General features: G+C 57.5%; 17 protein-coding genes. 3 read left to right on the forward strand and 14 right to left on the reverse strand.

Going from position 1 to position 25125, the window contains the following annotated elements; translation table 11 throughout:
• Positions 1 to 9 precede the first annotated feature (9 nt).
• The 12 genes from recD to rppH form a co-directional block, all read right to left on the reverse strand.
• Positions 10 to 1830: an exodeoxyribonuclease V subunit alpha gene (gene recD, locus MXM41_RS15140; protein WP_325932814.1), complete on the reverse strand. Its 1821-nt coding sequence runs from the start codon at positions 1828 to 1830 to the stop codon at positions 10 to 12.
• On the reverse strand, positions 1827 to 5369 hold the full coding sequence (gene recB, locus MXM41_RS15145) for an exodeoxyribonuclease V subunit beta (RefSeq protein ID WP_325932816.1): 3543 nt from the start codon (positions 5367 to 5369) through the stop codon (positions 1827 to 1829). The genes recD and recB overlap by 4 nt, the downstream gene beginning before the upstream one ends.
• Positions 5366 to 8248, reverse strand: coding sequence for a pitrilysin (gene ptrA, locus MXM41_RS15150; protein WP_325932817.1), 2883 nt, complete (start codon positions 8246 to 8248; stop codon positions 5366 to 5368). The genes recB and ptrA overlap by 4 nt, the downstream gene beginning before the upstream one ends.
• A 140-nt stretch (positions 8249 to 8388) precedes the next feature.
• Positions 8389 to 11763 (reverse strand): exodeoxyribonuclease V subunit gamma, encoded by a 3375-nt coding sequence (recC, locus tag MXM41_RS15155; protein WP_325932818.1) that lies wholly within the window; start codon positions 11761 to 11763, stop codon positions 8389 to 8391.
• Positions 11764 to 11775: 12 nt separating this feature from the next.
• Complete coding sequence (locus tag MXM41_RS15160; RefSeq protein ID WP_325932819.1) at positions 11776 to 12099, reverse strand: prepilin-type N-terminal cleavage/methylation domain-containing protein; 324 nt, start codon at positions 12097 to 12099, stop codon at positions 11776 to 11778.
• Positions 12090 to 12488 (reverse strand): DUF2509 family protein, encoded by a 399-nt coding sequence (locus MXM41_RS15165; RefSeq protein ID WP_325932820.1) that lies wholly within the window; start codon positions 12486 to 12488, stop codon positions 12090 to 12092. Before MXM41_RS15165 ends, MXM41_RS15160 begins: the two co-directional genes overlap by 10 nt.
• Positions 12485 to 13048: a prepilin peptidase-dependent protein gene (locus tag MXM41_RS15170; protein ID WP_325932822.1), complete on the reverse strand. Its 564-nt coding sequence runs from the start codon at positions 13046 to 13048 to the stop codon at positions 12485 to 12487. Before MXM41_RS15170 ends, MXM41_RS15165 begins: the two co-directional genes overlap by 4 nt.
• Positions 13039 to 13503, reverse strand: a complete 465-nt coding sequence (locus MXM41_RS15175) for a prepilin peptidase-dependent protein (RefSeq protein WP_325932823.1) — start codon at positions 13501 to 13503, stop codon at positions 13039 to 13041. Before MXM41_RS15175 ends, MXM41_RS15170 begins: the two co-directional genes overlap by 10 nt.
• A 183-nt stretch (positions 13504 to 13686) precedes the next feature.
• Entirely contained in the window at positions 13687 to 14481 is a 795-nt protein-coding gene (thyA, locus tag MXM41_RS15180; protein WP_325932825.1) for a thymidylate synthase, read from the reverse strand.
• A 6-nt stretch (positions 14482 to 14487) separates the two neighbouring features.
• The gene (gene lgt, locus MXM41_RS15185) at positions 14488 to 15360 is read right to left on the reverse strand and encodes a prolipoprotein diacylglyceryl transferase (protein ID WP_325932826.1); all 873 of its coding nucleotides are present in this window, start codon (positions 15358 to 15360) and stop codon (positions 14488 to 14490) included.
• A 184-nt stretch (positions 15361 to 15544) separates the two neighbouring features.
• Positions 15545 to 17791, reverse strand: coding sequence for a phosphoenolpyruvate--protein phosphotransferase (gene ptsP, locus MXM41_RS15190; RefSeq protein WP_325932827.1), 2247 nt, complete (start codon positions 17789 to 17791; stop codon positions 15545 to 15547).
• Between the two features lie 12 nt (positions 17792 to 17803).
• A complete protein-coding gene (gene rppH / locus MXM41_RS15195) occupies positions 17804 to 18334 on the reverse strand; it encodes an RNA pyrophosphohydrolase (RefSeq protein WP_325932828.1) in 531 nt (176 codons plus the stop codon).
• A gap of 685 nt (positions 18335 to 19019) precedes the next feature.
• Here rppH and mutH point away from each other — a divergent pair.
• The 3 genes from mutH to MXM41_RS15210 all read left to right on the forward strand — a co-directional run bounded on the left by mutH (position 19020) and on the right by MXM41_RS15210 (position 21353).
• Positions 19020 to 19712 carry a DNA mismatch repair endonuclease MutH gene (mutH, locus tag MXM41_RS15200; RefSeq protein WP_325932829.1) on the forward strand — a complete coding sequence of 231 codons (693 nt, stop codon included), beginning with the start codon at positions 19020 to 19022 and terminating at the stop codon, positions 19710 to 19712.
• A gap of 129 nt (positions 19713 to 19841) precedes the next feature.
• Positions 19842 to 20060, forward strand: coding sequence for a lipoprotein YgdR (ygdR, locus tag MXM41_RS15205; RefSeq protein ID WP_032613767.1), 219 nt, complete (start codon positions 19842 to 19844; stop codon positions 20058 to 20060).
• Between the two features lie 252 nt (positions 20061 to 20312).
• On the forward strand, positions 20313 to 21353 hold the full coding sequence (locus MXM41_RS15210) for an NADP(H)-dependent aldo-keto reductase (protein WP_325932833.1): 1041 nt from the start codon (positions 20313 to 20315) through the stop codon (positions 21351 to 21353).
• A gap of 77 nt (positions 21354 to 21430) precedes the next feature.
• Here MXM41_RS15210 and lplT read toward each other — a convergent pair whose 3' ends face one another.
• Complete coding sequence (gene lplT, locus MXM41_RS15215) at positions 21431 to 22624, reverse strand: lysophospholipid transporter LplT (protein WP_325932836.1); 1194 nt, start codon at positions 22622 to 22624, stop codon at positions 21431 to 21433.
• A complete protein-coding gene (aas, locus tag MXM41_RS15220) occupies positions 22617 to 24776 on the reverse strand; it encodes a bifunctional acyl-ACP--phospholipid O-acyltransferase/long-chain-fatty-acid--ACP ligase (RefSeq protein ID WP_325932839.1) in 2160 nt (719 codons plus the stop codon). Before aas ends, lplT begins: the two co-directional genes overlap by 8 nt.
• Positions 24777 to 25125 lie beyond the last annotated feature (349 nt).

A 25125-nucleotide genomic window follows, 5' to 3' on the forward strand; every position in this document is an offset into this window, starting at 1 on the left:
AGGGAAAAATTACAAGGCTTCAAATATCGCGCTCAGGCCGCTGCGCCGCTCGGTACGGGTGGTAACGGCCTGCGTCAGCACGCCTTCATCCGCATACAATGACAACCGCCGACGGGCGCGGGTAATGGCGGTATAAACCAGCTCGCGGGTCACGACCGGGGAGATCTGGTTAGGTAAAATCAGCGCCGCATGATCGAACTCAGAGCCCTGGGATTTATGCACCGTCATGGCCCAGGCGGTTTCATGTTCCGGCAGGCGGCTGGGCTGTACGGATTTCACACTGCCGTCGGGCATCTGGAACCAGACGCGCAGCCCCTGGCCACGATCCAGCGCAATGCCGATATCACCGTTAAACAGACCCAGCGCGCTGTCGTTGCGTGAAATCATCACCGGCCTCCCTTCATACCAGCGCGAGTGCGGCTGGCGGCCGATCCGGCGTTTTTGCGCCAGCACTTGCTCCAGCCTTTCGTTGAGCCCGGCCACACCAAACGGCCCATCCCGCAATGCACAGAGCAGCTGAAAGCCGCCAAAGGCCGCCAGGATCTCCGCTTCGGAAGCCTGCTGCTGCACGCTGTCGAGAAAATGTTGATAGCCCTTCAGGGCATCTTCGAGCATCACCAGGTACTCTTCCCCGCTCTGGAGCTGCTTTTTCTCGATATCGCTAAATTTGCCGTCGAACACCGAACGAATAGCGTGGCGATCGCCCCGGTTGACCGCAGCCGCCAGTTGCCCGATACCCGAGTCGCTGCCAAACCGGTAGCTTTTTTGCAGCAGGCACAGGCAGTCGCGCAGCGCACCCGCCACCGGGCTGACGTTGCCCTCCATCTGGCATCCCGTCATGCCAGCAAGCTCCTGCGCACGGTGGACGGTAAATCCGACGCTGGCCCAGGTACAGATGTCACCCAGCACTGCGCCCGCTTCGACGGAGGCCAGCTGGTCGCGATCGCCCAGGAAGATCACCCGGGCATGGGGTGGCAGGGCTTCGATCAGACGAGACATCATCGTCAGATCGATCATCGACGCCTCATCCACTACCAGCACATCCAGATGCAGCGGATTCCTGGCATGGTAACGCAGACGCTGGCTGCCCGGCTGCGCGCCAAGCAAACGGTGCAGCGTGCTTGCTTCCGTCGGGAATCGCGTACGTTGGGTCTCGGTCAGGGGCAATTTTTGCAGCGCGCCGCCTAGCGATTCGGTCAGGCGTGCCGCGGCTTTACCGGTGGGCGCCGCCAGCCTGATCCGGCATTTCTCCTCTCCCGCCATCTGGATCAGCGCCGCCAGCAGGCGGGCGACGGTAGTCGTTTTACCGGTTCCCGGCCCGCCGGAGATGACGGAAATACGCCGCGTTAACGCCACCGCCGCGGCCACCTTTTGCCAGTTGACAGCTTCATCAGAGGTGAACAGCGCGTTCAGCGTGCGCTGAACCTCGCTACTGTCATGGGGCAAAGGCTGATTGGCTTCGCTAAAGAAGCTGGCCACCGCCCGCTCATAGCGCCACATCCGGTTGAGATAAAGCCGCTCGCCAGCGAGTACCAGCGGCGTTGGCTCATCCCCCGCGCTCACTGCCCGGGAGCCTTTCAGCACGGCGATCCAGTCTGGCTCCTGGTCAAACAGCGCAAAACAGGCTTGCAACGCGGCGCTTTTCGCCTCGGCCCGCAGCCGCGACAGCGGCAGGCAGACATGCCCTTCTCCCGTATCACGGCTTAAAATCGCCGCCGCCAGCATCAACGCGGGTTCGTCGTTCCCGGCCACCATCATCGCAAACTGCACGTCCAGACGACGCAGCACGCGCTGCTCTACGGCTTCCAGCAAGTATTCCTGCATCGTCATGGGGTTAGCTCCTCATTGCTGGCTGAAAACAGGTTATCCATATGATCGATTAAGGCTTCATCCGGGCGGGTAGCAAAGCAACCGGCGCCCGGCGTGCCATCCACCCCCCGTAAAAACAGGTAGATCACCCCACCGAAATGGCGTTGATAGTCATAGTCGGCGATACGGTGGCGTAAATAACGGTGCAGCGCCAGGGTGTAGAGCTGATACTGCAGATCGTAGCGATGGGATTGCATCGCGCTGGCCATAGCCTGAGGGGTATAGGCCTCGCTGTTTTCCCCCAGCCAGTTGGATTTATAGTCCAGCAGGTAATAGCGCCCCTTATGCCGGAAGACCAGGTCGATAAAGCCCTTCAGCATGCCGCGCACCTGGCGAAAATCGAGCGGTGGGCAGCCCTGAGACAGCGGATCGTATTTGCGGATCAAGTCATCCAGCGCATCTGCAGTGAGCGGCCCGGCCACGGGCAGATAAAACTCCATCTCAACCTGTTTATCGGCGGGCGTTAGCTGGCTCAGCGTGATCCCCTCCTCGTTAAGCGGCGTCTCCAGCACCTGCGCTACCCAGCGGGTCAGCACCGGCTGCCAGCGGGCGTCATACCCCCCTTTTTGCAGCATCTCCAGCATCCACTCAGGTGAGACGGGCTGCGTAAAATCGAGCGCTTCAAACAGGCTGTGTAAAAAAGTGCCCGGCGAGGCGCCGCGCGGGAACTGGTGCGGCGTAAGCTCGGGCTCCTGCGGCACTTCGCCGGTGCCTGCGGCATCAACGTCGAGGCGCGGCATCAGATCCTGAGCGATACTGTGCCCGTGCTGCTGCAGCCCGGAGTAGCTGGTGACCCGCCAGTCGTCAAACAGCCTGCGGGCAACCTGTCGCGCCTGCAGGTCTGGCAATGCCGGATCCGGCATATGCCAGCGAGCGGTATCGGCCACTCCGGCAACCTGCAACGCAATGTGCTCATTGCACAACGCCTCCAGGCACTGGCGCAGACCGGCAGCATCTTTCGGCTCGCCGTGCTGGATCAAACGCCCAAGCGCGCTCAGGTGGAAATCGCTGTCACCGGATTTTTCGCCACGACGACGGAACAGCGGTGCCACGCCTAAGCTGCAGTGCCACACCGAACGGGTCAGCGCCACATACAGCAGACGTAAATCTTCTGCCAGACGTTCAGCCTCGGCCAGCTCCACGCTGTCGTCGGCCTTGCTGAGGTCGAGCACCGCTTCAAAGGTTTTACGATCGTGATAAAAAGCCTGATCCTGCACCCGGTAGTTGGCAATAAAGGGCAGCCAGACCAGCGGATACTCCAGCCCTTTCGATTTGTGAATGGTGACGATTTTGACCAGATGTTTGTCGCTTTCGAGACGCATTTGCTGGCTTGAGGCATTGCTGTTCGGCTCGGCGATGTGCTGCGCCAGCCAGCGCACCAGCGCGTACTCGCTCTCAAGCTGAGCACCTGCCTCCTGCAACAGTTCACTGATGTGCAGAATGTCAGTCAGACGACGTTCGCCCCCGGCGGTTGCCAGCATATTTTCAGCGATATTGCGCTGCGTCATGATGTCGCGCAGCATCGCCATCACGCCCCGCTTCTGCCAGCGTTCGCGATAGCGGGTAAACTCTTCTACCGCCTCGTCCCAGAGGATCTCACTGTTATTCAGCGTATCAATATCCTGGGCGTTCAGACCGAGCATGGCGCTTGCCAGCGCGCTGCGCAGCGTACTTTCGCGCTCCGGCGCCAGCACCGCCTGCAGCAGCCAGAGCATCTCCTGAGCCTCCAGCGTTTCAAACACGCTGTCGCGATTGGAGAGATAGACCGAAGGGATGCTAAGCAGAGTGAGCGCATCGCGGATCAGGGCAGCTTCCTGACGACTGCGGACCAGTACCGTAATGTCCGACGCTTTCACCGGCTGGGCGTCATCCCCCCGGTGCAGAATGGCTTCACCGCGCACGCCTGCGCTCAGCCAGTCGCGGATTTGCGCCGCGCAGTGCTGGGCCATAAAGGCCTGGTAATCCCCGACGCCGCACCCCTCACCCTCCATCAGCCAGATGCGCATCGCTGGCTGAAAATCGCCCTTATATTCGAAACGCAGCGTCGCGTTTCTCGGGGCGGATTTAACGGGTAAAAAGGGAATTTCACGGAACATGAAGGCGTCGTTCACCTGTGAAAAGAGCCGGTTTACGCTTTCCACCATGCCGGGCGCCGAACGCCAGTTAGTATCCAGCGTGTAGTGCGCGGCCACTTCGCCACGCGCTTTCATATAGGTGAAGATATCTGCTCCACGGAACGCGTAGATCGCCTGTTTCGGGTCGCCAATCAGCAGCAGCGCGGTATCGGGCTGCTGGCGCCAGATGCGGCGGAAAATCCGGTACTGCTGGGGGTCGGTATCCTGAAATTCATCGATCATCGCCACCGGAAAACGGCCCCGGATGGCGGCGGCCAGCGCGTCGCCATTGTCGCTGTTCAGAGCTTCATCGAGACGGCTGAGCATATCGTCAAAGCCCAGTTCGCCGCGACGGCGCTTTTCGCGCGCCACCGTTTCACGGATTTCAGCAAGCGCACGGGTGATCATCAGATCGTTCAGGGTCAGCGGCTCGGCCAGCAGGCTGTCGATGGCGGAAAAGAGAGGGTGTTCCGGCACCTCACCGCCCGCTTTCGTGCGCTCGGCAAGGAATCGCTGGGAGAATTTCTCCAGCGCGTCAGGCAGCTGATAGCTGTGCTTCTCTTCCTGGGCCCAGGCCGTGACGCGCTCAATATACTTCGCCTGGTTGCCACGGTTGAATTTACGTCGGTCGATGCCGGATCGTTCAATCACTGCATCGATTTCCGCCACGCTGGCAGACCACTGCTGTTTCATGGCGGCGATCAGACCAACAATCTTTTCATGACGGGACGCCAGCGTTTCGTCTGCCGGCGGAGCAGATTTTATGACCGGAGCTTCCCCTTGCAGATAGCGATCGATGGCCCGCAGCAGCTCGTCCGGGCCTTTCCACAAACCGTGTACCGCTTCGGCAATATCACGTGGCAAGGGGTAACAGTGGCGACGCCAGAAGTCGGCGCACGCCTGGTAGCGCAGCTGGGATTCATCTTCGATGAGTTGCTGCTCAAAGAGCATGCCGGATTCAAAAGCATTCAGGCTAAGCATGCGCTGGCAGAAGCCGTGGATGGTAAATACGGCGGCTTCATCCATCTGCCGTTCCGCCAGCAGCAGCCACTGCGCCGCCTGCTGCTTATCATCAATCTCATCCAGCAGGCTGGCGTACAGTGGGTTGTCTGTGCTCTGTCTCAGGCAGGCGATGCGCAACTCATGAATGTTGCTGCGGATACGTCCACGCAGCTCTTCCGTCGCGGCTTCGGTGAAGGTCACCACCAGCAGCTCTTCAACGCTGAGCGGGCGGCTAAAGGCCGCGCTGCCGCCCAGGCCGAGCAGCAGGCGCAGATAGAGTGCCGCGATGGTGAAGGTTTTTCCGGTTCCCGCTGAGGCCTCTATCAGTCGCTCCCCCTGTAACGGTAAACGTAAGGGGTTAAGGGACTCAGCGGTATCGGTCATTCGTTCTTACTCCTGGGCAAAGATTGCTGCAATGCGCTCACGCTCTTCCATACTGTCCAGCCTGCAGGCGGGGTGGCGTCGGCTTTTTTACTCTGGCTACCGGAAACCTGCGACAGGATAGCCATCCCCTGCGGGGCAACCACCGCCTGGTGGAAGAAGTCGGCCACTTTCTGCGGCGTGAGCTGTTTTATCTCGGCCACTACTTTATCATGCGAATCGAAGCGCATATTACCCCGATCAAAATCTTTGCTGATCTTTGATGCTTCTTCAGCCAGCGTCTGCGGCGGCTGCATAATCTGTGTGATGACCGCCTGCTGGATCTGAGCAAACTCTTCCGGCTTCATGGCACGCAGCTTCGCTTCTGCCTGCGGGAAGAAGGCCTGGAAACGCTGCCAGAGATAATCCGGCTGTTTGTCACTGCTTTGCAGCAGGAAGCCCATCCCCCACTGGCGGCCAACGTTCATTGAGAAGGCGAAGACGGCATAGCCCAGCTGCTCTTCAGTACGTAACTGGGTGTAGAACCAGGGCTGCACGATTTGGCCAAGCACGGCGCTATAGGCCGAGCTGGCGTATTCGTCATAGCCGGTCGGCACAAAGACCGCTGCCAGAGCAGAATCCGTGCTGCTGCCTGCCTTTTCGAAGATCACATTCTGCTGTTTTTCTACCAGTACATCCTGGTTACGACACCATTCGGTTCCCTTTGCCCCCAGCTGCGCACGCACGTCCTGCGCCAGCGTTTTCGCCTGTTCTTCGCTCATGTTGCCCACCACCAGGAACTCTGGGCGGGCGTTGGTTTTCAGCGCCGCGCGGTAGGCCATTACCTCGTCCAGAGTGATAGAGGGCAACAACGCCCGACGATCTTCGCGCTGGAAGTAGGGAATCTGGGAGAGCATCTGCACCGGCATGATGGCTTGATCGAAGGCTTTGCCCTTCTCTGCGGAGTCCATCATCTGCGCATACCAGGATTTCGCCTGTTCCAGCTGTTCCCCGGTGGCGGTGTAACTGAAATAGCCGTCGAGCAACGCCTTGAACAGCTGCGGCAGTCGCTGGGTATAACCGTTAGCGTTCAGCATCAGGCCATTATTGGCGTTAGTCGAGAAACCGATCCCGCCAACGGCCGCCTGGTTACTGAGCTGATCCAGCGCGATGCCGGCCAGATAGTCATTCAGCGCGAACATCACCTGGTTTTTAGCAGTGTCCATCGCCGCCGGGTTACGCAGCACCATGCTGACGTTAGCTTTTGGCTCGCTGGCGAAATAGCGGCTTGGGGTATAGACCACGCGCAAGTCAGGCTCATCCAGGATCAGCTGCGGCTGTGGATACTCTTTCGTGGGCTTGATCAGGGTGAAGTCGTCAGGGATATAGGGGTTCACCTCCGGCAGCCTGAGGGCGATCCCGGCGGCTCTTTTCTGCCAGTCGGCAAAAGTTTGCTCGCTAATTTTGTCCACCTGATACTCGGCATTCACAAAGTAGGCCGTTTTGTTATGCGGCTCGTTGGGGCTGATATACCAGATACGGGCGTTCTGCGGCGTCATCATCGCCAGACGGGCTTTAAGGGCGTCAGGGTCGTACTTATCGGCGATATTGACCGCATCCAGCGTGTGTTCAACCGGCACGCGGATCATGGTGTCCGCCAGCCACTCGACGTAGTCCATATCGCGGGTAATGGAAGGGTAACGGAAGTCGAGATCCAGTACGTGCGCCAGCTCGTCGAAATAGCGTTTATCCACCCCTTTTTCACGCAGCAAAGAGAGATAGCTGAAAATCGCGGCGACAACCTCATCGCGATGGGCCAGCCCTTTGTCGGTTAGGGTGGCAGAAATCGCCAGCACGCCGCTGTTACCGTTGACAACAGGATCGGAATCCGCGCGAATGCCTTCCACCAGCCCCTGCTTTTGCAGCCAGTCGGAGAGCGTATCCGGGCTACGGTTACCGATCAGATAGTTGACCAGTTCATCGGTTTTGCTGCGAAACTGCGCCGTGTTGTTATCAATGCGGAATTCCACGCGCAGCACCTTACGCGGCAGGGCAGGAACATAATGAATGATGAGCCCTTTCTGCGCATCGGTGACCACCGGAACGGTGATTTCCGGGCGGGTGATATTTTTATTCGGTACCCGGCCATAGGTCACGGCAGCCAGCTGCGCCAGCTCCGGCAGCGGCTTATTGCTGTAGACCACCGCCTTCATCAGGTTAGCGGAGTAATATTTGTCGCGAAATGCATGCAGTGCGTCGAGCACCGGGCTGCCCGGTTTGTCGCTCAGCGTCTCCAGATTACCGCCAGAGAAGCGAGAGCCAGGGTGCGCGGGGTTGATGGTTTCAGCGCTGACCTGCGCCATACGCATACCGTCCCGGGTACGCGCCAGCGTCAGCTCCGCGTTGACGGCGTTGCGCTCACGATCGGCGTATTTTTTATCCAGCAGCGGAGCGGCAATGGCATCAGCAAGACGATCGACCGCGCCTTCCAGCGCATCGTTTTCAACTTCAAGATAAAAAGCGGTACGGTACGGCGCGGTACTGGCGTTATGGCTACCACCGTGCATTTTTAAAAATTCGGACAGGCTGTCAGGCTGCGGGTACTTCTTTGAGCCCATCAGCGTCATATGCTCAAGATAGTGTGCGAGCCCCGGGTGAGATTCAGGATCTTCCAGCGAACCTACCGGCACCACCAGCGCAGACAGGGACTTTACGGCCTGGGGATCGGAAACCAGCAGCACGACCATCCCGTTATCAAGGCGGATCGCCTGATATTCACGGGTATCTTTATCACTTTTGCGGATCGTTTCCTGAACGGGTTGCCAACCGGTGTTTGCCTGACTGAGGGGGGCCCAAAGAGCGACGAACAAAACCAACGTTTTCAATAAGGTGCTGCCTGGCATTCACTACCTCTTCATCACGGACATCATCATTAACATGCTTTGTGCCGGACAAGCCAGCATCTCTTTGTTGTGTACATCAGTCCATGACAAGATGCGCATCATAAATGAACGCCAAGGTCTGCGCAATTTTTATACAACCGTCAGGACTGATTAAATTTATACAGCGGCAACAGGTAGCGTCGGGCCTCTTCGGTGATGGCCTCGAAGTACTCAGGTTCAAGGGTTCGCCACAGGCGCTGATACCAGACGTCGTCACCTTCCCCGCGAACGATCATGTTGCCTTCGTAGGCCTGCAAAAATTTACTGCGTGCTTTTTGCAGGGTCGCGTCATCCGTTAACATGGCATCATTTGTGGCGTCGTAACAGGTTTTAATCCACGCCCCCCCACTTTCTGGCAGCAGCAGCAGCGGTTCGTTCATCCCCTGCAGGTAACCCTCAACCAGCTGTGTCAGATAGTCCATTGCCTGCGTGGCCGACATTGCCGGGAAACGCCATTCACCCTCTTTGCGGACAAATAACCGACTCTCACCTTCACCGCCGCTCGCACAGTAGACAAGGTGTTCCAGCCAAAGTTGCAAACCTTGTGAAACGCTGAGCATCGAGGGGCGCCAGCGCAGCAGCCCGTCGGGCTGCACATGCTGCAGCCACCCCGTCAGATTGACACCACTACATTGAAGATCGATCTCCATGCTCGTCCCGGGCTGGCGACACTCAATTACCCGGGCAGCCAGGGCCTGCATCTCCTGACACAGCGCATCCCAGACGATTTCACCGAAGGCGCCATAGGGCAGTTGACCCGCCGCGCGATAGTGCCGGAACAGCTTCTGTGCATCCTCCTGCTCCACCAGGGCATTCAGCAACTGCTGGTTGAGCTGGTAGCGGCTTAACCCGTCCAGCGTAAACGGCTCAGCGTCCGGGATTTCACTCTCTTCGGAGCGGAAGTTCACCTGCAACCGCATCTGGAAAAATGCCCGCACCGGGTGGGCCCAGAAGCGCTGGAGTTGTTCAAAGGGGACAGTATCGAGCGCTAACGGCTTCAGCGTCTGGATAAAGTCGCCATGGGCAACGCCCTCTCTTTTCGCGGCCGGCAGCCATTCCCGGGCATAGCTCTGCTGCTCGTTCTCCTCGTAGTTCACCGCATCAAACGGCATACGGCTGTGGCAACAGGTAATATGCGCTTTCACGCGCTTTTCGCTTTCATCGCAATTGAGTTCCTCATCGCCCGGCAGGTAGTGGCTTTGCCCGATGTAATCCACCAGCTCCTGCACCAGCACGGAGGGGAACCTTTCGCTGTTGTCCTGAATGGAGCGGCCGATATAGCTGATATAGAGCTGCTGCTGCGCGGAGATCAGCGCCTCCAGGAACAGATAGCGGTCGTCATCGCGACGACTGCGGTCCCCGCGCTGCGCATTCTGACTCATTAAATCAAAACCCAGCGGCGCCAGCGCACGTGGGTAAATGCCGTCGTTCATGCCCAACAGACAGACAACTTTAAACGGAATCGAGCGCATCGGCATCAGGGTGCAGATATTCACAGGACCGGCGAGAAAACGCTGACTGATACGCTCCTGATCGAGACGCTGGGTTAATTCATCCCTCAACAGCGACAGGGGGATCGCTTCGCCATAGTGCGAGGTTATCCCCTCGTCGATAATGGCCTGCCACTGCTGCTCGATTAACGCCATCGCCGCTTCTGTTTCCTGATCCGGCAGGAAGAAATCATTGAGCATCTCCCGGCATACTGGCATCCACTCGTCGAGCGGGCGGGCTTTCATCAGCTCCCGACGCCAGCGGTTAAGCTGCATCAGCAACGAAGCCAGGTGCCCGACCAGTTCGGCGATCAGGCCGCTGGATTCGTCATACGGCAGAACAGCATTCCACTCCCCCTGGCTGCTCTCCATGGCGTAGCCGAGCAGCATGCGGGTCAGGCCAAACTGCCAGGTGTGCTGACCAGTGACAGGCAGCTCAAACTCCTGCACGTTGTCATCGTCTATTCCCCAGCGCACGCCCGACTCGTTAACCCACTGGCGCAGGTAGCGCAGCGCATCCTCATCGATATCAAAACGGGCGGCCAGCACCGGAACATCAAGCAGGGCCAGCACATCTTCCGGGACAAAGCGGCTATCCGGCAGGGAAAGCAGGCTGACAAATGCCTGCAGGGCCGGGTGTGACTGGCGCGCACGACGGTCTGATATGGCAAACGGCAGGTAGCGATCGCCTGTCGCACTCCCAAAAACGGCCTGGATATAGGGGCTGTAGCTGTCAATATCCGCCACCATCACCACGATATCGCGCGGCGTCAGCGCAGGGTCATTCTCCAGCATCGCCAGCAGATTGTCGTGGAGCACCTCCACTTCACGCTGCGGGCTATGACACAGGTGAAGGGTCACGCTGCGATCGTCAGGATCGAGCAGGCGCTTGCTGTCGCTGCGGGCAAACTCCGCAGCAGTGATGCCTGTCACCGCGCGGTTATCCAGCTCCAGAATGTCCTGCTGCACGTTATGCAGCAGGCTATCCGAAGTGATATCCGCAAAGGCGTCAACATCCCCTTCGCCAGAGGCGGTCAGCTCCGAGAGCATATAGATGTAGTCGCGGCCCAGCTTGCCCCAGGAGGCCAGCAGCGGGTTCGGCAGGTTCTGGATCCCCTCATCGTCAAAGCGCTCGGACGCCGTCTCGCTGTTTTTAAAAAGCGGCACCGTGCGTTCGTCAAACAGGCGACGGCGCTGGCGCGTCACCATGCGGGCCAGCCAGCGGGCATCCTGAATATCTCCCCAGTAATGGCGGCAAGGGTTGGTAAAAAGAATATGAATGTCGATGTGTCGGCCCAGCGCATCCAGCGCTTTCAGGTAGACCGGCGGCAGTGCGGAGATCCCGCAGATAAAGACCCGGGACGGTAATCCGGCAGGCGTCTCAGAGGCGGATTCCAGGGTCGCGATAAAACGTTCATAGAGATTCGCGCGATGCCACTGCGGCTGGCCAAGCGCCTCGGTATGCTCGACCAGCGCTTTCCACAGCGGCGCCTGCCAGATTTGCGCCTGGTCAAGACCGTCGACGAGCTCGCCCGCCTCCCAGCGCGTTAACCACTCCGGCCGATAGACCAGATACTGGTCATAGAGATCCGCCGTACGCGACGCCAGCTGGAAGAGTTTGCGTTTATCGGTATCGTCATTCAGGTAGTGACGCAGCATGACAAACTCGTCATGGGTCAGCATCTCAGGCAGCAGCGACATCAGCTTCCAGCTCATGCTCTGTTTGTTGAAGGCGCTCTGTTTTGGGATCTCCGGCAGCACGCGGACGAACATATCCCAGATAAAGCTGGCCGGTAGCGGGAAATCAATGTTGGCAGCAATACCAAATTTTTGTGAAAGGGACATCTGTAGCCACTGCGCCATACCCGTGCTCTGAACCAGGATCATCTCCGGTTCAAAGGGATCGTCGAGCCGCTGCTGCTCGACAATAAACTCCATCAGTGCTTCCAGCACATCAAGACGGTTTGAGTGGTAGACCCTTAACATCGCTGCTCCCAACTACTGGCTAACCGGGCAGTGCAGGCGCGTCATTTGACTCTGCCGACCCGGAGGAGAAATAAGTTTGACCGAGATGCTGACACATCCCGCCTGTGTTGTCTGCACCCTGTTTACCTGCCAGCCCGCGGGAACATCCCCGGCGCTGAGCTGGGACTGTGTTTGTGCATGACGCCAGAGCTGGCGAGACTGCTCAAGCGTGACAAGCCGACTGGCTAATACCCGATGGTAACCCGCCAGCGCGGTGACGACCATGACCATCAGCATCATTGCCAGCAGGACTTCCACGATACTGAACCCCTTCTGTCTGGCCTGAGTTACTGACATAGCGCGCGCTCCTTCAAAGGACAAAAATCGCTCCAGCCGTGAGGTGAAAAAAGCACCCGGTCTGCCGCTACCTCACCCTGTCGCCATAACGTTATGCTGTCGCTGCTGGCGATAAGAAGGGCACGCCCGTCCATAAGGCGCAAACAGACCCGCCACGGCTGTTGCGCATGCTGCTGACATGTGTAGTCTGCCTGCGTTTGCCAGGCGAGCGTCCTTCCCCACTCCAGTGCAGACTGGGCAACTGCCTGATGCTGTATCGCCTTGCGCTCTGCAGTGAGGATACGCGCCAGCGCGTCCAGCTGCTGATTAAGCCCGGCCAGCATCATGCTACCCAGAATTAATAGCAGGAGCACCAGCGCCAGCGATGACATCCCCTGCTCACGGTTCATAAATTAAATCCGGTAACGATATGATGCGCTTCAACGCCGCCGTCACGCAGCCCGTTGACGGAGGCCGTTAGCGCCAGACTCAGCTCCGGTGCAAAGCCCGCCCGCGAAACACGCTGTACATGAAAACGCAGGACTCTGATCCGGTCGGGATCGGTTATTCTCTCCCAGCCCTTACCGCCGCACAGTGTCGCACCGCGTAATGTTTCCAGCGCGCCGTCATTCAGGCGAAACCCGGTCTGCTCCGCCGCGGCGGGCGGCGAGGTTTCCCAGCGGCCGTTGCTGTTTTCATCCCACTGGACAATGACACATTCACCACCCTGCCCAATTTTTAGCGCCTCGCCTGCGCACTTGCCCGCACAATATCCCGCCCGTTGCAGATGCTTACCGATGCCGGCTATACGCAGCCAGAGCTCCTCTTTCAATTCCTGCTGCTTCGTAAGCAACGCTATCGACTGCTGTAGCGCGGGTAAAAACCGCGCTGCGCTTAACAGCAGCACGCTGCCGATCGCCATGGCGATCAGCACTTCCGTCAGGGAAAAACCCTGCTGTTTTACCGGCATGCGAACTCTCCCTTACCGTTACACATGCGGATACGTCCCCACGAGGAGATGATGATGAGCCATTCGCCAGCCTGACTTTGCAGACGTATCCTTCCGGCCCAGGCGGTATCCCGCAAACCGTAAAACCCCAGCGCAGGCGTTAACTCGGTGATGCTGATATTCGACCACTGCGGTATCAGCACAAAGGCGCTGTCCGCCTGACACTCAGGGAGGCCCGTTTTCAACAGACACCAGCCCTTGCCGTTCTGTTTTAGCGTAATGACATGGTCACGGTTATGTCGCCAGGCATCGTTGCGAAGCACCACCAGATAATCGCGCACCTGGCGCGCTGTCTGCCATAGCTGCTGCTGTTGCTGCCAGCTCCGCCAGCCGTACAGCCCTGCGGCGCTCAGCGTCATAATGAGTGAGATGGCAACCAGCATTTCCATGAGGGTGAACCCTGTTTGTTTTTTCATGGCGGTAGTGTGTCGTGGGGGAAAACACAATTCGAGGCTTAGTTTGATGAATTACGAGACGCTTTCCGCACTTTGTGAGGGATTGCAGTACGTTGCAATCCTCGCGGACGCAGGCTCGCAAAACGCGACAACAGGCATAAAAAAACCGGCGCAGGGTGCGCCGGTTGTGTCAGGATTGCAGCCTCAGATGGCTACAGGGGCTTTGATACCCGGATGCGGGTCGTAGCCTTCAATGTCGAAATCTTCAAAGCGATAGTCGAAAATGGAGTCCGGTTTACGTTTGATCACCAGCTTCGGCAGCGCGCGCGGTTCGCGGGTCAGCTGCAGATGGGTCTGCTCCATGTGGTTGCTGTACAGGTGGGTATCTCCGCCGGTCCAGACAAAATCACCCACTTCCAGGTCGCACTGCTGAGCCATCATATGCACCAGCAGCGCATAGCTGGCGATGTTGAACGGCAGGCCGAGGAAGACATCGCAGGAGCGCTGATAGAGCTGGCAGGAGAGCTTGCCGTTCGCGACATAGAACTGGAAAAATGCATGGCACGGGGCCAGGGCCATCTTATCCAGTTCACCCACGTTCCAGGCCGAGACAATAATACGGCGTGAATCGGGATCGTTTTTTAGCTGATTCATCACGCCAGCGATCTGGTCAATATGACGGCCATCCGGCGTAGGCCAGGCGCGCCATTGTTTGCCGTATACCGGGCCCAGATCGCCGTTTTCGTCCGCCCATTCGTCCCAGATAGAGACATTGTTCTCACGCAGATAAGCGATATTGGTATCACCCTGCAGGAACCAGAGCAGCTCATGAATGATTGAGCGTAAATGGCAGCGCTTGGTGGTGACCAGCGGAAAACCTTCCTGCAGGTTGAAGCGCATCTGGTGACCAAAAATGGAGAGGGTACCGGTGCCGGTACGATCGTTTTTTGGCGTGCCCTCATCGAGCACTTTTTGCATCAGTTCAAGATACTGTTTCATGATTCCTCAGGAGACCTGTTGCTGTGGACGACGATACGCCCAGACCATCATTGCAATACCCGCGACGATCATCGGCACAGAGAGGATCTGCCCCATGCTGATGTACTGCACCCACGCCCCGGTAAACTGCGCATCCGGCTGGCGGAAGAATTCGACGATGATGCGGAACGCGCCGTAACCAATCAGGAACAGACCTGATACGGAGCCCGTCGGACGTGGTTTGCGGATAAACAGGTTAAGAATGATAAACAGCACAACGCCTTCCAGCGCCATTTCATACAGCTGTGACATATGGCGCGGCAGGACGCCGTAAGTGTCGAAAATCGACTGCCATTCCGGATGCGACGGCAGGAGCGCCATGTCTTCGGCACGGGACTGCGGGAACAGCATCGTAAACGGCACGCTTGGGTCAACACGGCCCCACAGCTCACCGTTGATAAAGTTACCGAGACGACCTGCACCCAGACCAAACGGGATCAGTGGCGCAATAAAGTCAGAGACCTGGAAGAAGCTGCGCTTAGTGCGTTTCGCGAAGATAACCATTACCAGGATGACGCCAATCAGGCCACCGTGGAAGGACATGCCGCCATCCCAGACGCGGAACAGATAGAGCGGATCGTTCAGGAAGACCGGGAAGTTGTAAAACAGCACATAGCCGATACGCCCGCCGAGGAAAACGCCGAGGAAACCGGCATACAGCAGGTTTTCCACTTCGTCTTTAGTCCAGCCGCTGCCGGGACGTTTGGCGCGACGGCCAGCCAGCCACATGGCAAAGACGAAACCGACCAGGTACATCAATCCGTACCAGTGAAGCGCAACGGGTCCTACTGAGAAAATGACCGGATCAAACTCCGGAAAATGCAGATAGCCACTGTTCATCTGTCACCACAAGATGTTGTTATTCCGCTGAAAGTGGACAGCGGTAGAGAAGCGCGCAGAGCATTGCCCTGCGCTCCAAAGTTGCGAATCATAGCACATGCGAGCGTGGAGGTTGCGCCAGAGATGTAAAAGATGTGTATAGGGGTTTGTATCCCTCAGCTCTGATGCTAAGGGACACATGGTGCTAACGCCCGCCGCGGATCAGCCCGCCCATACCACGACGCTCCATAAAGGCCGCCACCTGATGACGCACTTCCGTTGCCAGCTGTGCTTCAAGACTGCGTTTCGCCAGCTGCTGTGCCTCTTCAAAGTCGATATGACGTAGCAGGTACTTCACGCGGGCAACGGAGCGGCCGTTCATGGATAAGTGACGGAAGCCAAGGCCAATCAGGATCGCCACACACATTGAGTCGCCAGCCATCTCGCCGCATAAACGCAGGTCAATACCGTTCGCTTCAGCCTCCCGGGCAATCATCGCCAGCGCGCGCAGCATCGCCGGATGCAGGCTGTCGTAAATACTCGCCACCCGGGTGTTGTTGCGGTCCACCGCCAGCATGTACTGGGTGAGGTCGTTCGTGCCCACCGAAATGAAATCGACGCGAGTGGCCAGCTGCGGGAGCATAAAGACCATCGACGGGACTTCCAGCATCACGCCGATCCGCGGTTTCGGAATTTCGTAGCCGATCATCTCTTCGACTTCGCGCCCGGCACGCTCGATCAAACGTCGGGCTTCGTCGATCTCATCGATGCTGGTGACCATCGGCAGCAAAATGCTGAGGTTGCCGGTTGCCGCATTGGCACGCAGCATGGCGCGCACTTGGATCAGGAAGATCTCCGGCTGATCCAGGGTAATGCGGATCCCGCGCCAGCCCAGGCACGGGTTCTCTTCGCTGATGGGCATATAGGGCAGCTGCTTATCCGCGCCAACGTCCAGCGTACGTAACGTCACGGGTTTGTCGTTGAACATCTGCAGCATCCCCTGATACTGCGCGACCTGCTCCTCCTCAGAGGGAAAGCCGCTTTGCAGCATGAACGGGATTTCGGTGCGGTAGAGACCGATGCCGTCAATACGGCTGCCCAGCTTCTCTTCATGTTCCGGGCTTAAGCCGGCATTGAGCATCACCTTGATCCGCTCACCGCTTTTCAGCGCCGCAGGCTGGTTAACGTCGTCTTCCGCCAGACGGCTCAGCTCGTTCTCTTCGCTGATGAGGCGTTGATATTCCTGCAACAGCACCGGTTCAGGATCGACCAGCAGCTCGCCGCGATAGCCGTCAACCACCAGCGTTCGCCGGTGCAGCGCAGAGGGCTGTATATCGGCACCCATCACCGTCGGGATCCCCAGCGCGCGCACCATAATGGCGGCATGGGAGTTGGCGGCGCCGTCGCGGACCACGATCCCGGCAAGCCTGTCCTGCGGTAATTCTGCAAGCGTCGTGGCAGACAGTTCATCTGCCACCAGCACAAAGCGCGGCGGCCAGGTATTGGCAGCCTGGATAGTATCATCGAGGTGGAACAGCAATCGCTGACCCAGAGTACGCAGGTCCCCGGCACGCTCTTTCAGATAACCATCGGTCAGGGCGGCAAACTGTTCGGCAAATTTTTCGACGATCTTTTTGACCGCCCACTCCGCTACCGAACCTCTGTCGACCTCGTCAAACAGTTCCCGGCGTAACCGGGCATCTGACAGCAGGTGCGAGTAAAGATCGAAGATCGCCGCCGTCTCCTTTTGCGCCCCTGCGGCAAAGCGCTTGCTGTAGCGGCGAAATTCGTTGGCGGCCTCTTCCAGCGCACCGGTCAGACGTTCGCGCTCAAGGGCCGTGTCCAGCGTCGAGGCTTCGTAAACCTGCTCCATCAACGGCAGCGTGGCGTCCATCCAGCCTTCTGCTATCGCAACGCCTGGTGAAGCCGGTAAGGCGCGAATGCGCGTCTGCCGGTACTGACCAAACAGCGCCGTGAGCTGGGACTGAGAGAGAATTGCCGCCATTTGCGTGGCCAGCGTAACGAGGAAAGACTCTTCGCTTTCGTCGTACTGACGCAATTCACGCTGCTGAACAACCAGCACGCCCAGCAGCTGACGACGCTGGATGATCGGCACGCCCAGGAAAGCGCGAAAGCGCTCCTCTTTTACGGAGGGGATATATTTGAAGCTCGGGTGTTTTTGCGCGTCAGCAAGGTTGATAGGTTCAGCCAGACGCCCGACCAGACCTACCACGCCTTCATCAAACGCCAGCGCAACGGTACGACCACGCGGTTTTTTCAATCCGCGCGTGGCCATAAGGTAGTAACACCTGCGATCGTGGTCGGCCAGATAGACCGAGCATACCTCGGTTTCCATCGCGAGGCAGATATCAGTGACCAGGATATCCAGCGCCTCGTTGAGCCGTGGGGCGCTGGCCACCTTCTCGACTATTTCGCGCAGGCGGGTGAGCATAATGTGCGTAGCTTAACCTCTTTTACGTCGCCAGGCAGGTGCGCTCTGCGGCTTAGGAGGGGTCTCCTGAAGCATCATTACAGCACTTGCAAACTCTTTCATCACCCTGCGGTAAACGTCGCGTTTAAACGACACGACCTGACGAACGGGATACCAGTAGCTGACCCAGCGCCAGCCATCAAACTCCGGCGTGCTGCTGGTTTGCATATTGATATCCGCATCGCTGCTCACCAATTGCAGAAGAAACCATTTCTGTTTCTGGCCGATACATACCGGCTTTGTGTCCCAACGCACCAAACGCTTCGGTAACTTGTAACGCAACCAGTTGCGGGTCGAAGCCAGAATGCGAACATCCTTGCGGCTTAAGCCAACTTCTTCGAACAGCTCCCGATACATCGCTTGCTCTGCGGACTCTCCGGGGTTAATCCCCCCTTGGGGAAATTGCCAGGAGTGCTGACCATATCGCCGGGCCCACATAACCTGCCCCTGGCGATTACAAATTACGATACCTACATTCGGGCGGTAGCCATCGTCATCAATCACCGGACTACCCCAAAACTAAACCTTATATATAAATGATTGTTTCACACTCCAGTGAGGCGGTAAACCACTCTCTTTCTGACCTGGAGCCGAATAACATTTGAATAACTCACAATTTTCATCAGAGTTATAAACAGATAACCGATCGAAAGGGCAATTTTATTCACTTTTTCTGTGGATAGAGTTGTGAAGAAGTGTGGAATTACCGATGGACAACCCGGACCACTCTGAATATTGCAGAGATTGATGTATTTTACAACTCTCTATAATTCATGCAGTTAAATTATAAATATTGTGGGTTACACAGCATAGTGTGATGCAGGTCACCCGAAAGATCTTCGGGCTGATGAAAGATCGAACAACGTTGGTTTTATCCACAGATTGTGCCAATAAGTTAGGCATATTTTGTCTGATTTTTCGATTTTCGTCGCGCGTCAAGGCTGTAAATGGAAACAGTAGTAGGGGTTATTCCCACTTATCCCATTTTTCTGTGGATAACTGGGTGTAAGATCCTGTTTATTGTCAGTGACCAGATTTGAACAACCTGAATAACCGCCTGGCGGCATAATGGAAAAATCGCATAAAAGTACATATAAATCATTAACCTGGCACATACCAAAAGAAAAAGATAAACTCTCTCAGTGCGGTGGAAAACTGCTGTTCATTTTTTAACCAAAAGGCAATTATCATGCTTCCCCTCACTCCCCTGACTTCGCCCCCCGCCACGGAAGCGGTGTTACTGCACCAGGCGCAGCGCCTGGCAGGTTATTCGCTGGGAGAACTCGCCGCCCTGGCAGGCTTGCCCATTCCGCCCGATCTTAAGCGTGATAAAGGCTGGACGGGCGTACTACTGGAACTCTGGCTGGGTGCCAGTGCGGGCAGTAAACCTGAACAGGATTTTGCCGCGCTGGGGGTGGAGCTGAAGACCATTCCCATCGACAGCGCGGGTCGCCCGCTGGAAACCACCTTTGTCTGCGTGGCGCCGTTAACGGGCAATACGGGGATCACATGGGAGAGCAGCCACGTACGACATAAGCTGAAACGCGTGCTGTGGATACCGGTTGAAGGCGATCGCGCGATTCCGCTGGCGGCCCGTCGCGTCGGGGCACCCTTGATCTGGAGCCCGGATGAGGAGGAAGATCGTCAGCTACGGCTGGACTGGGAAGAGCTGATGGACATGATCGTGCTGGGCCAGGTTGAGCGTATCACCGCCCGCCACGGCGAGGTGCTCCAGCTGCGACCTAAGGCGGCAAACAGCAAAGCGCTTACCGAGGCCATCGGCGCTCGCGGTGAACCGATCCTGACGCTGCCCCGGGGTTTTTATTTGAAAAAGAACTTCACGGGCGCATTGCTGGCACGTCACTTTCTTTTGAATACCTGACTTTTTAACCAGAATCTTGCCTTTTATCACATATTTGCCTGTTTTTTCAGATTTCACCGCTTCCAGAAAACTAACTGCGGAGTTATTACTACACTAAGATGTAACCCGAGCCAGGTGGAGGTAATAAGGATGAAAAAATGGGCAGTAATAATCTCGGCTGTTGGTTTAGCGTTTGCCGTTTCTGGTTGTAGCAGCGATTACGTCATGGCGACCAAAGATGGTCGAATGATTCTGACCGACGGCAAACCCGAAGTCGACGACGATACCGGTCTGGTCAGCTACCGCGATCAGCAGGGCAACAATATGCAGATTAACCGCGACGACGTTTCACAGATTATCGAAAGATAATATTAAAGGTCAGCAGCTTGCTGGCCTTTTGATTTTTCTCTTCCTCTTTTGCTTTCCCTCTGCCATGTTTATATACCCGTCATACTTCAGGTTGCAGGTGCGTTGGCTGCGCTCGCTCACCCCGGTTACATAATTATCTATGCTCCTGGGGTTCGCTCTTTTGCCGCCTTCCTGCAACTCGAATTATTTAGGGTACAATCCTTTGTCGGGAGTTTCCTGACGCAGAAAACATGTCAACTAAGGAAGCCGGCTATGCATTATCACCGTATCCCCCACAGCGCTCTTGAGATTAGCCAACTGGGGTTGGGCACGATGACATTTGGTGAACAAAATAGCGAAGCCGATGCCCATGCCCAACTCGATTACGCCGTCAGCCAGGGCATCAACCTGATTGATGTGGCGGAAATGTATCCGGTTCCCCCGCGTCCGGAAACCCAGGGGTTAACTGAAACCTATGTCGGCAACTGGCTGGCAAAGCGCAGCAACCGCGAAAAGCTCGTCGTCGCCTCCAAAGTCAGCGGCCCGTCGCGCAATAACGACAGCGGCATCCGCCCGAACCAGAGCCTCGATCGTAAAAACATTCGCACGGCGCTGGACGCCAGCCTGACGCGCCTGCAGACCGATTACCTCGATCTTTATCAGGTTCACTGGCCGCAGCGCGCGACAAACTGCTTTGGCAAGCTGGGCTACAGCTGGAGCGACAGCGCGCCCGTCGTCACGCTGCTGGAAACTCTGGAAGCCTTAACCGAATGCCAGCGTGCGGGCAAAATTCGCTATATCGGCGTTTCTAACGAAACGGCTTTTGGCGTGATGCGTTATCTGCATCTCGCAGACAAGCACGACCTGCCACGTATCGTCACCATTCAGAACCCTTACAGCCTGCTTAACCGCAGCTACGAAGTGGGTCTGGCGGAGGTGAGCCAATATGAAGGCGTTGAGCTGCTGGCTTACTCCTGCCTGGGCTTTGGCACGCTGACCGGTAAGTACCTTAACGGCGCAAAACCGGCGGGCGCGCGTAATACCCTTTTCAGTCGCTTTACCCGTTACAGCGGTGAGCAGACGCAAAAAGCGGTGGCGGCGTATGTGGATATCGCCAGACGTCACGGGCTCGATCCGGCCCAGATGGCGCTGGCATTTGTACGCCGTCAGCCGTTTGTTGCCAGCACCTTGCTGGGCGCAACCACGATGGAGCAGCTGAAAACCAACGTCGAAAGCTTCCATCTGGAGTTGAGCGAAGAGGTGTTAGCGGAGATTGAAGCGGTGCATCAGGTGTATACCTACCCGGCACCGTAATAAAAGCAAAAAGGCAACGTAAGTTGCCTTTTTGATTTCGCAGGTCGGGTAAGACGTAGCCGCCCCCCGGCACTGTATCACTGCCGACGCTGCCATACCCACAGCGCCGCAATCGCCAGCGCAAACAGGCCACCAAACCCGACGCCAATGCCCACCACGGGTACCCCCACCTTCACTGCCAGCGAGTAAAGCCCGAGCATCAGCAGCATGGCGGCGTTTTCGCCGAGGTTTTGCACCGCAATGGCATTCCCTGCGCCGACGGTATGCTTCCCCCGCTCCTGTAGCAGCGCATTCAGCGGCACCACGAAGAAGCCTCCGCAGATCCCCATCAGGAACAGCAGCGCATAGGCAGGTAACAGCGCATGCTGCAGCGCAAAGATCAGCACCACTATGCCAATCAGGATCCCGGCAGGCATGCAGCGGGCAACGGTTTGCAGCGTTACAAGCTTTGCGGCTGCCCCCGCCCCCAGCACGATCCCCACCGCCACCATGGCGTTAAGGTAGGTTGGCGTGGCGTTATCGGTGATGCCCAGCGCCGTCGGCACCCACAGCACCAGCAGGAAACGCAGCGTCACCCCCGCCCCCCAGAACATGCTGGTTCCCATCAGCGAAAAACGGGTTTCGCCGTTACGCCACAGCACCCGACAGGCGTTAAAGAAGCTCGCCGTCATCGGCGTAAAGCGCCAGGACTGCCCGGGGCGCGCCGCGGGCAGTTTGGGGATAAAGAGGTTGGCAATCACCGCCCCGCCATACACCACGGCACAGACGCCCAGCGCTGCCAGCACGTGCCAGTCCGCCAGCACGCCGCCTGCGACGGAGCCCAGCAGAATTGCCGCAATGGTCGAGGCCTCCATCAGCCCGTTGGCTTTTACCAGCTTATCGCCGGTGGTGAGTTCACCCAGAATGCCGTACTTGGCCGGTGAGTAAGATGCCGCCCCGATGCCCACCAGCGTATAGCCAACAAACGGATTCACGCCAAAACAGATGCTGGCGGCACCCAGCAGTTTCAGGCTGTTGGCAAACATCATTACCCGCCCTTTGGCAAAGCTGTCCGCTATCTGACCGACGAAAGGGGCAAAAATGATGTAAGCGCCCACAAACACCATCTGCAGGATCGGCTGGCTCCAGTCGGGGTAAAACTGGGATTTGAGCAGCGCCAGGGTGGCAAACAGCAGCGCGTTGTCACCGAAGGCAGAGAGGAACTGGGCGGCGGTCACCGCCATCATCCCTTTCGACCAGACGGAAGTGTTAGTGGGTACTGACTCACTCATTATGCGGCTCCGCCTGTTCAACCATACCTTTGAGGGTGACAAAATCCGGTTTGCCGCTGCCCAGCACCGGAAGTTGCTTGAGATAACGAATATTACGCGGCACGGCCAGCTCAGGGATGCCATGTTCACGCGCATGCTGGAGCAGTTGCTCGCGCTTCAGCTCGCTGTCGGTGGTAAAGAGCACCAGCGCTTCGCCTTTACTGGCGTCGGCTTTTACCGCGGTGGCGTGCATTTTGTCAGGCGATACGTTCAGTGCCAGCTGTTCGACCATCTCCAGCGACACCATTTCACCGGCGATTTTGGCGAAGCGTTTTGCGCGGCCCTGGATTTGCACGTAGCCCTGGTCATCAAAGCGCACGATATCGCCGGTGTCGTACCAGCCGGTTTCCACCTCGCCGTTGGCGTTTTCCGCCGTCGGCGCTTCCAGCACGCCGGGATTTTCCACCCGCAGATAGCCGTTCATCACGTTCGGCCCTTTTAATTGCAGACGCCCGCCCTCGTCGATACCTGGCACGGCGAGCAGACGCGCATCCATCCCCGGTAAAATGCGTCCGACAGTGCCGGGTTTCGCCGCCATCGGCACGTTAATGGAGACTACCGGCGCACACTCGGTTACGCCGTAGCCCTCCAGGATGCGCAGGCCAAACTTGTCCTGCCACAGCTGGCGGGTGCTCTCCTGCAGTTTTTCCGCCCCGGCCACCACGTAACGCACGCGATGAAAATCGTACGGATTGGCAAAGCGGGCGTAATTGCCGAGGAAGGTCGAGGTACCAAAGATCACCGTGCAGTTTCGGTCATAGGTCAGCTCCGGCACCACCCGATAGTGCAGCGGGCTGGGGTAGAGAAATACTTCGGCGCCGGTCAGCAGCGGCGTGAACAGCCCCACCGTCAGACCAAAGGAGTGGAACAGCGGCAGCGCCGACATAAAGCGATCCCGGGCGGTGAAATCGGCGATAGTTTTAATCTGCTCGACGTTTGCCAGCAGGCTCTTATGGCTGTGAACCACCCCTTTCGGGTTCCCTTCCGAGCCGGAGGTAAACAGGATCACGGCCGCGTCTTCAGGTTGCTGCTTCACCTGCGCCAGGTGCGGCGCCAGCAGGTGAGCAAAAATCCACAGCTTGTCACCGGTTGTCACCTCCGCCTTAAGATCCTCCAGGAAGACCCAGCGCACCTGAGTGAGTTGCTCCGGCAGATGCCACAGTTTGCCTTTATCAAGGAAGGTACGTGAGGTGAAGACGGTGTTGATTTGTGCCGCGGTGAAGGCGCTGCCCAGCCCTTTCACCCCCGCGGTGTAGTTGAGCATGGCCGGGACACGTCCGCGGGAGACGGCGCCAAAGATCACCGCGGCGCTGATCCCGGCGTTCGGCAGCATCAGGCCAATCTTCTCCCCCTGCTGGCTATATTTCTCCAGAATACGTCCGACAAACAGCGTTTTGGTCAGCAGTTTGCGATAAGTATCAGGGGCAAAATTAATGTCGTCGATGCAGTTTTTCTTCGCGCCATAACGGTACATGGCCGACAGCAGCGATTCATACAGCGTTTCGCGCGGGCGCACCGCCATGCGGGCTTCCATCATTATCTGATGCAGCATCTCCCCGGCAATTTTACGCCGGTCGCGGGCGCGCGGCGCGTCGGGCATAGGCAGGCTGGTTGGCGGCAGCAGATGCAGGATGATGCGCGGGAACAGGCGCTGTTTCACCAGCCCTTTCAGGCGGCTGAAAAAGGTGAGCTCAGCGCCTTCAATGCGTACAGGCACCACCGTCGCCCCGGATTTCGCCGCCACGAAGCCCGCGCCGTCATAAATTTTCATCAGCGAGCCGGTGATGGAGATACGTCCTTCCGGAAAGATCACCACCGGACGCCCCTGCCCAATCAGACGCACCAGATGTTTGATCATCATTGGTTTGGTGGGATCGAGCGGGACAAAATCAATCAGCTTCGACAGCCAGCGCATGTACCACTGCTGGCTGACGGAGGTGTAGACCGCAAACACCGGGCGCACGGGTAAAAACAGCGCCAGCAGAATGCCGTCAATAAAAGAGACGTGGTTAGGGGTAATAAGAACGCGTTCAGCATGCAATGCCTGGGTGTCGCCAGTCAGACGGACGCGAAAAAGGATACGAAACAGCGTGCGGAAAAACCCAAATAGCATCTCAACTCCCTTTGCCTTTCAATTAGCCGGGTTACGGTAAATTGTGGCAGATTACACGAGAAGTGCGGAGGGAGCGACAGCCGGATAGAGACAAAAAAAAACCTGCGCATCTGCGCAGGTTGGTGCAAGAGATGAGTACGCAGTACGTACTAAGAATTCTCACCAATCAATACCTCTGGGATCTTGATTGTGGCGCCGGGCCAGCAACTTCACCAGCGTTAAAAAGCAAGGGAATGAGCCGAAGTGCAACCAGGTGTGAATTTTATCCATGACTGTTACATATTGAACAACAAGCAAAAAAAACCTGCGTAAGAACGCAGGCTGGTGTAAAGCGTGTCAGTTAACCGGG

The organism is Leclercia adecarboxylata, from assembly GCF_035787115.1.
In the GTDB taxonomy this organism is placed as follows: Bacteria; Pseudomonadota; Gammaproteobacteria; order Enterobacterales; family Enterobacteriaceae; genus Enterobacter; species Enterobacter adecarboxylatus_E.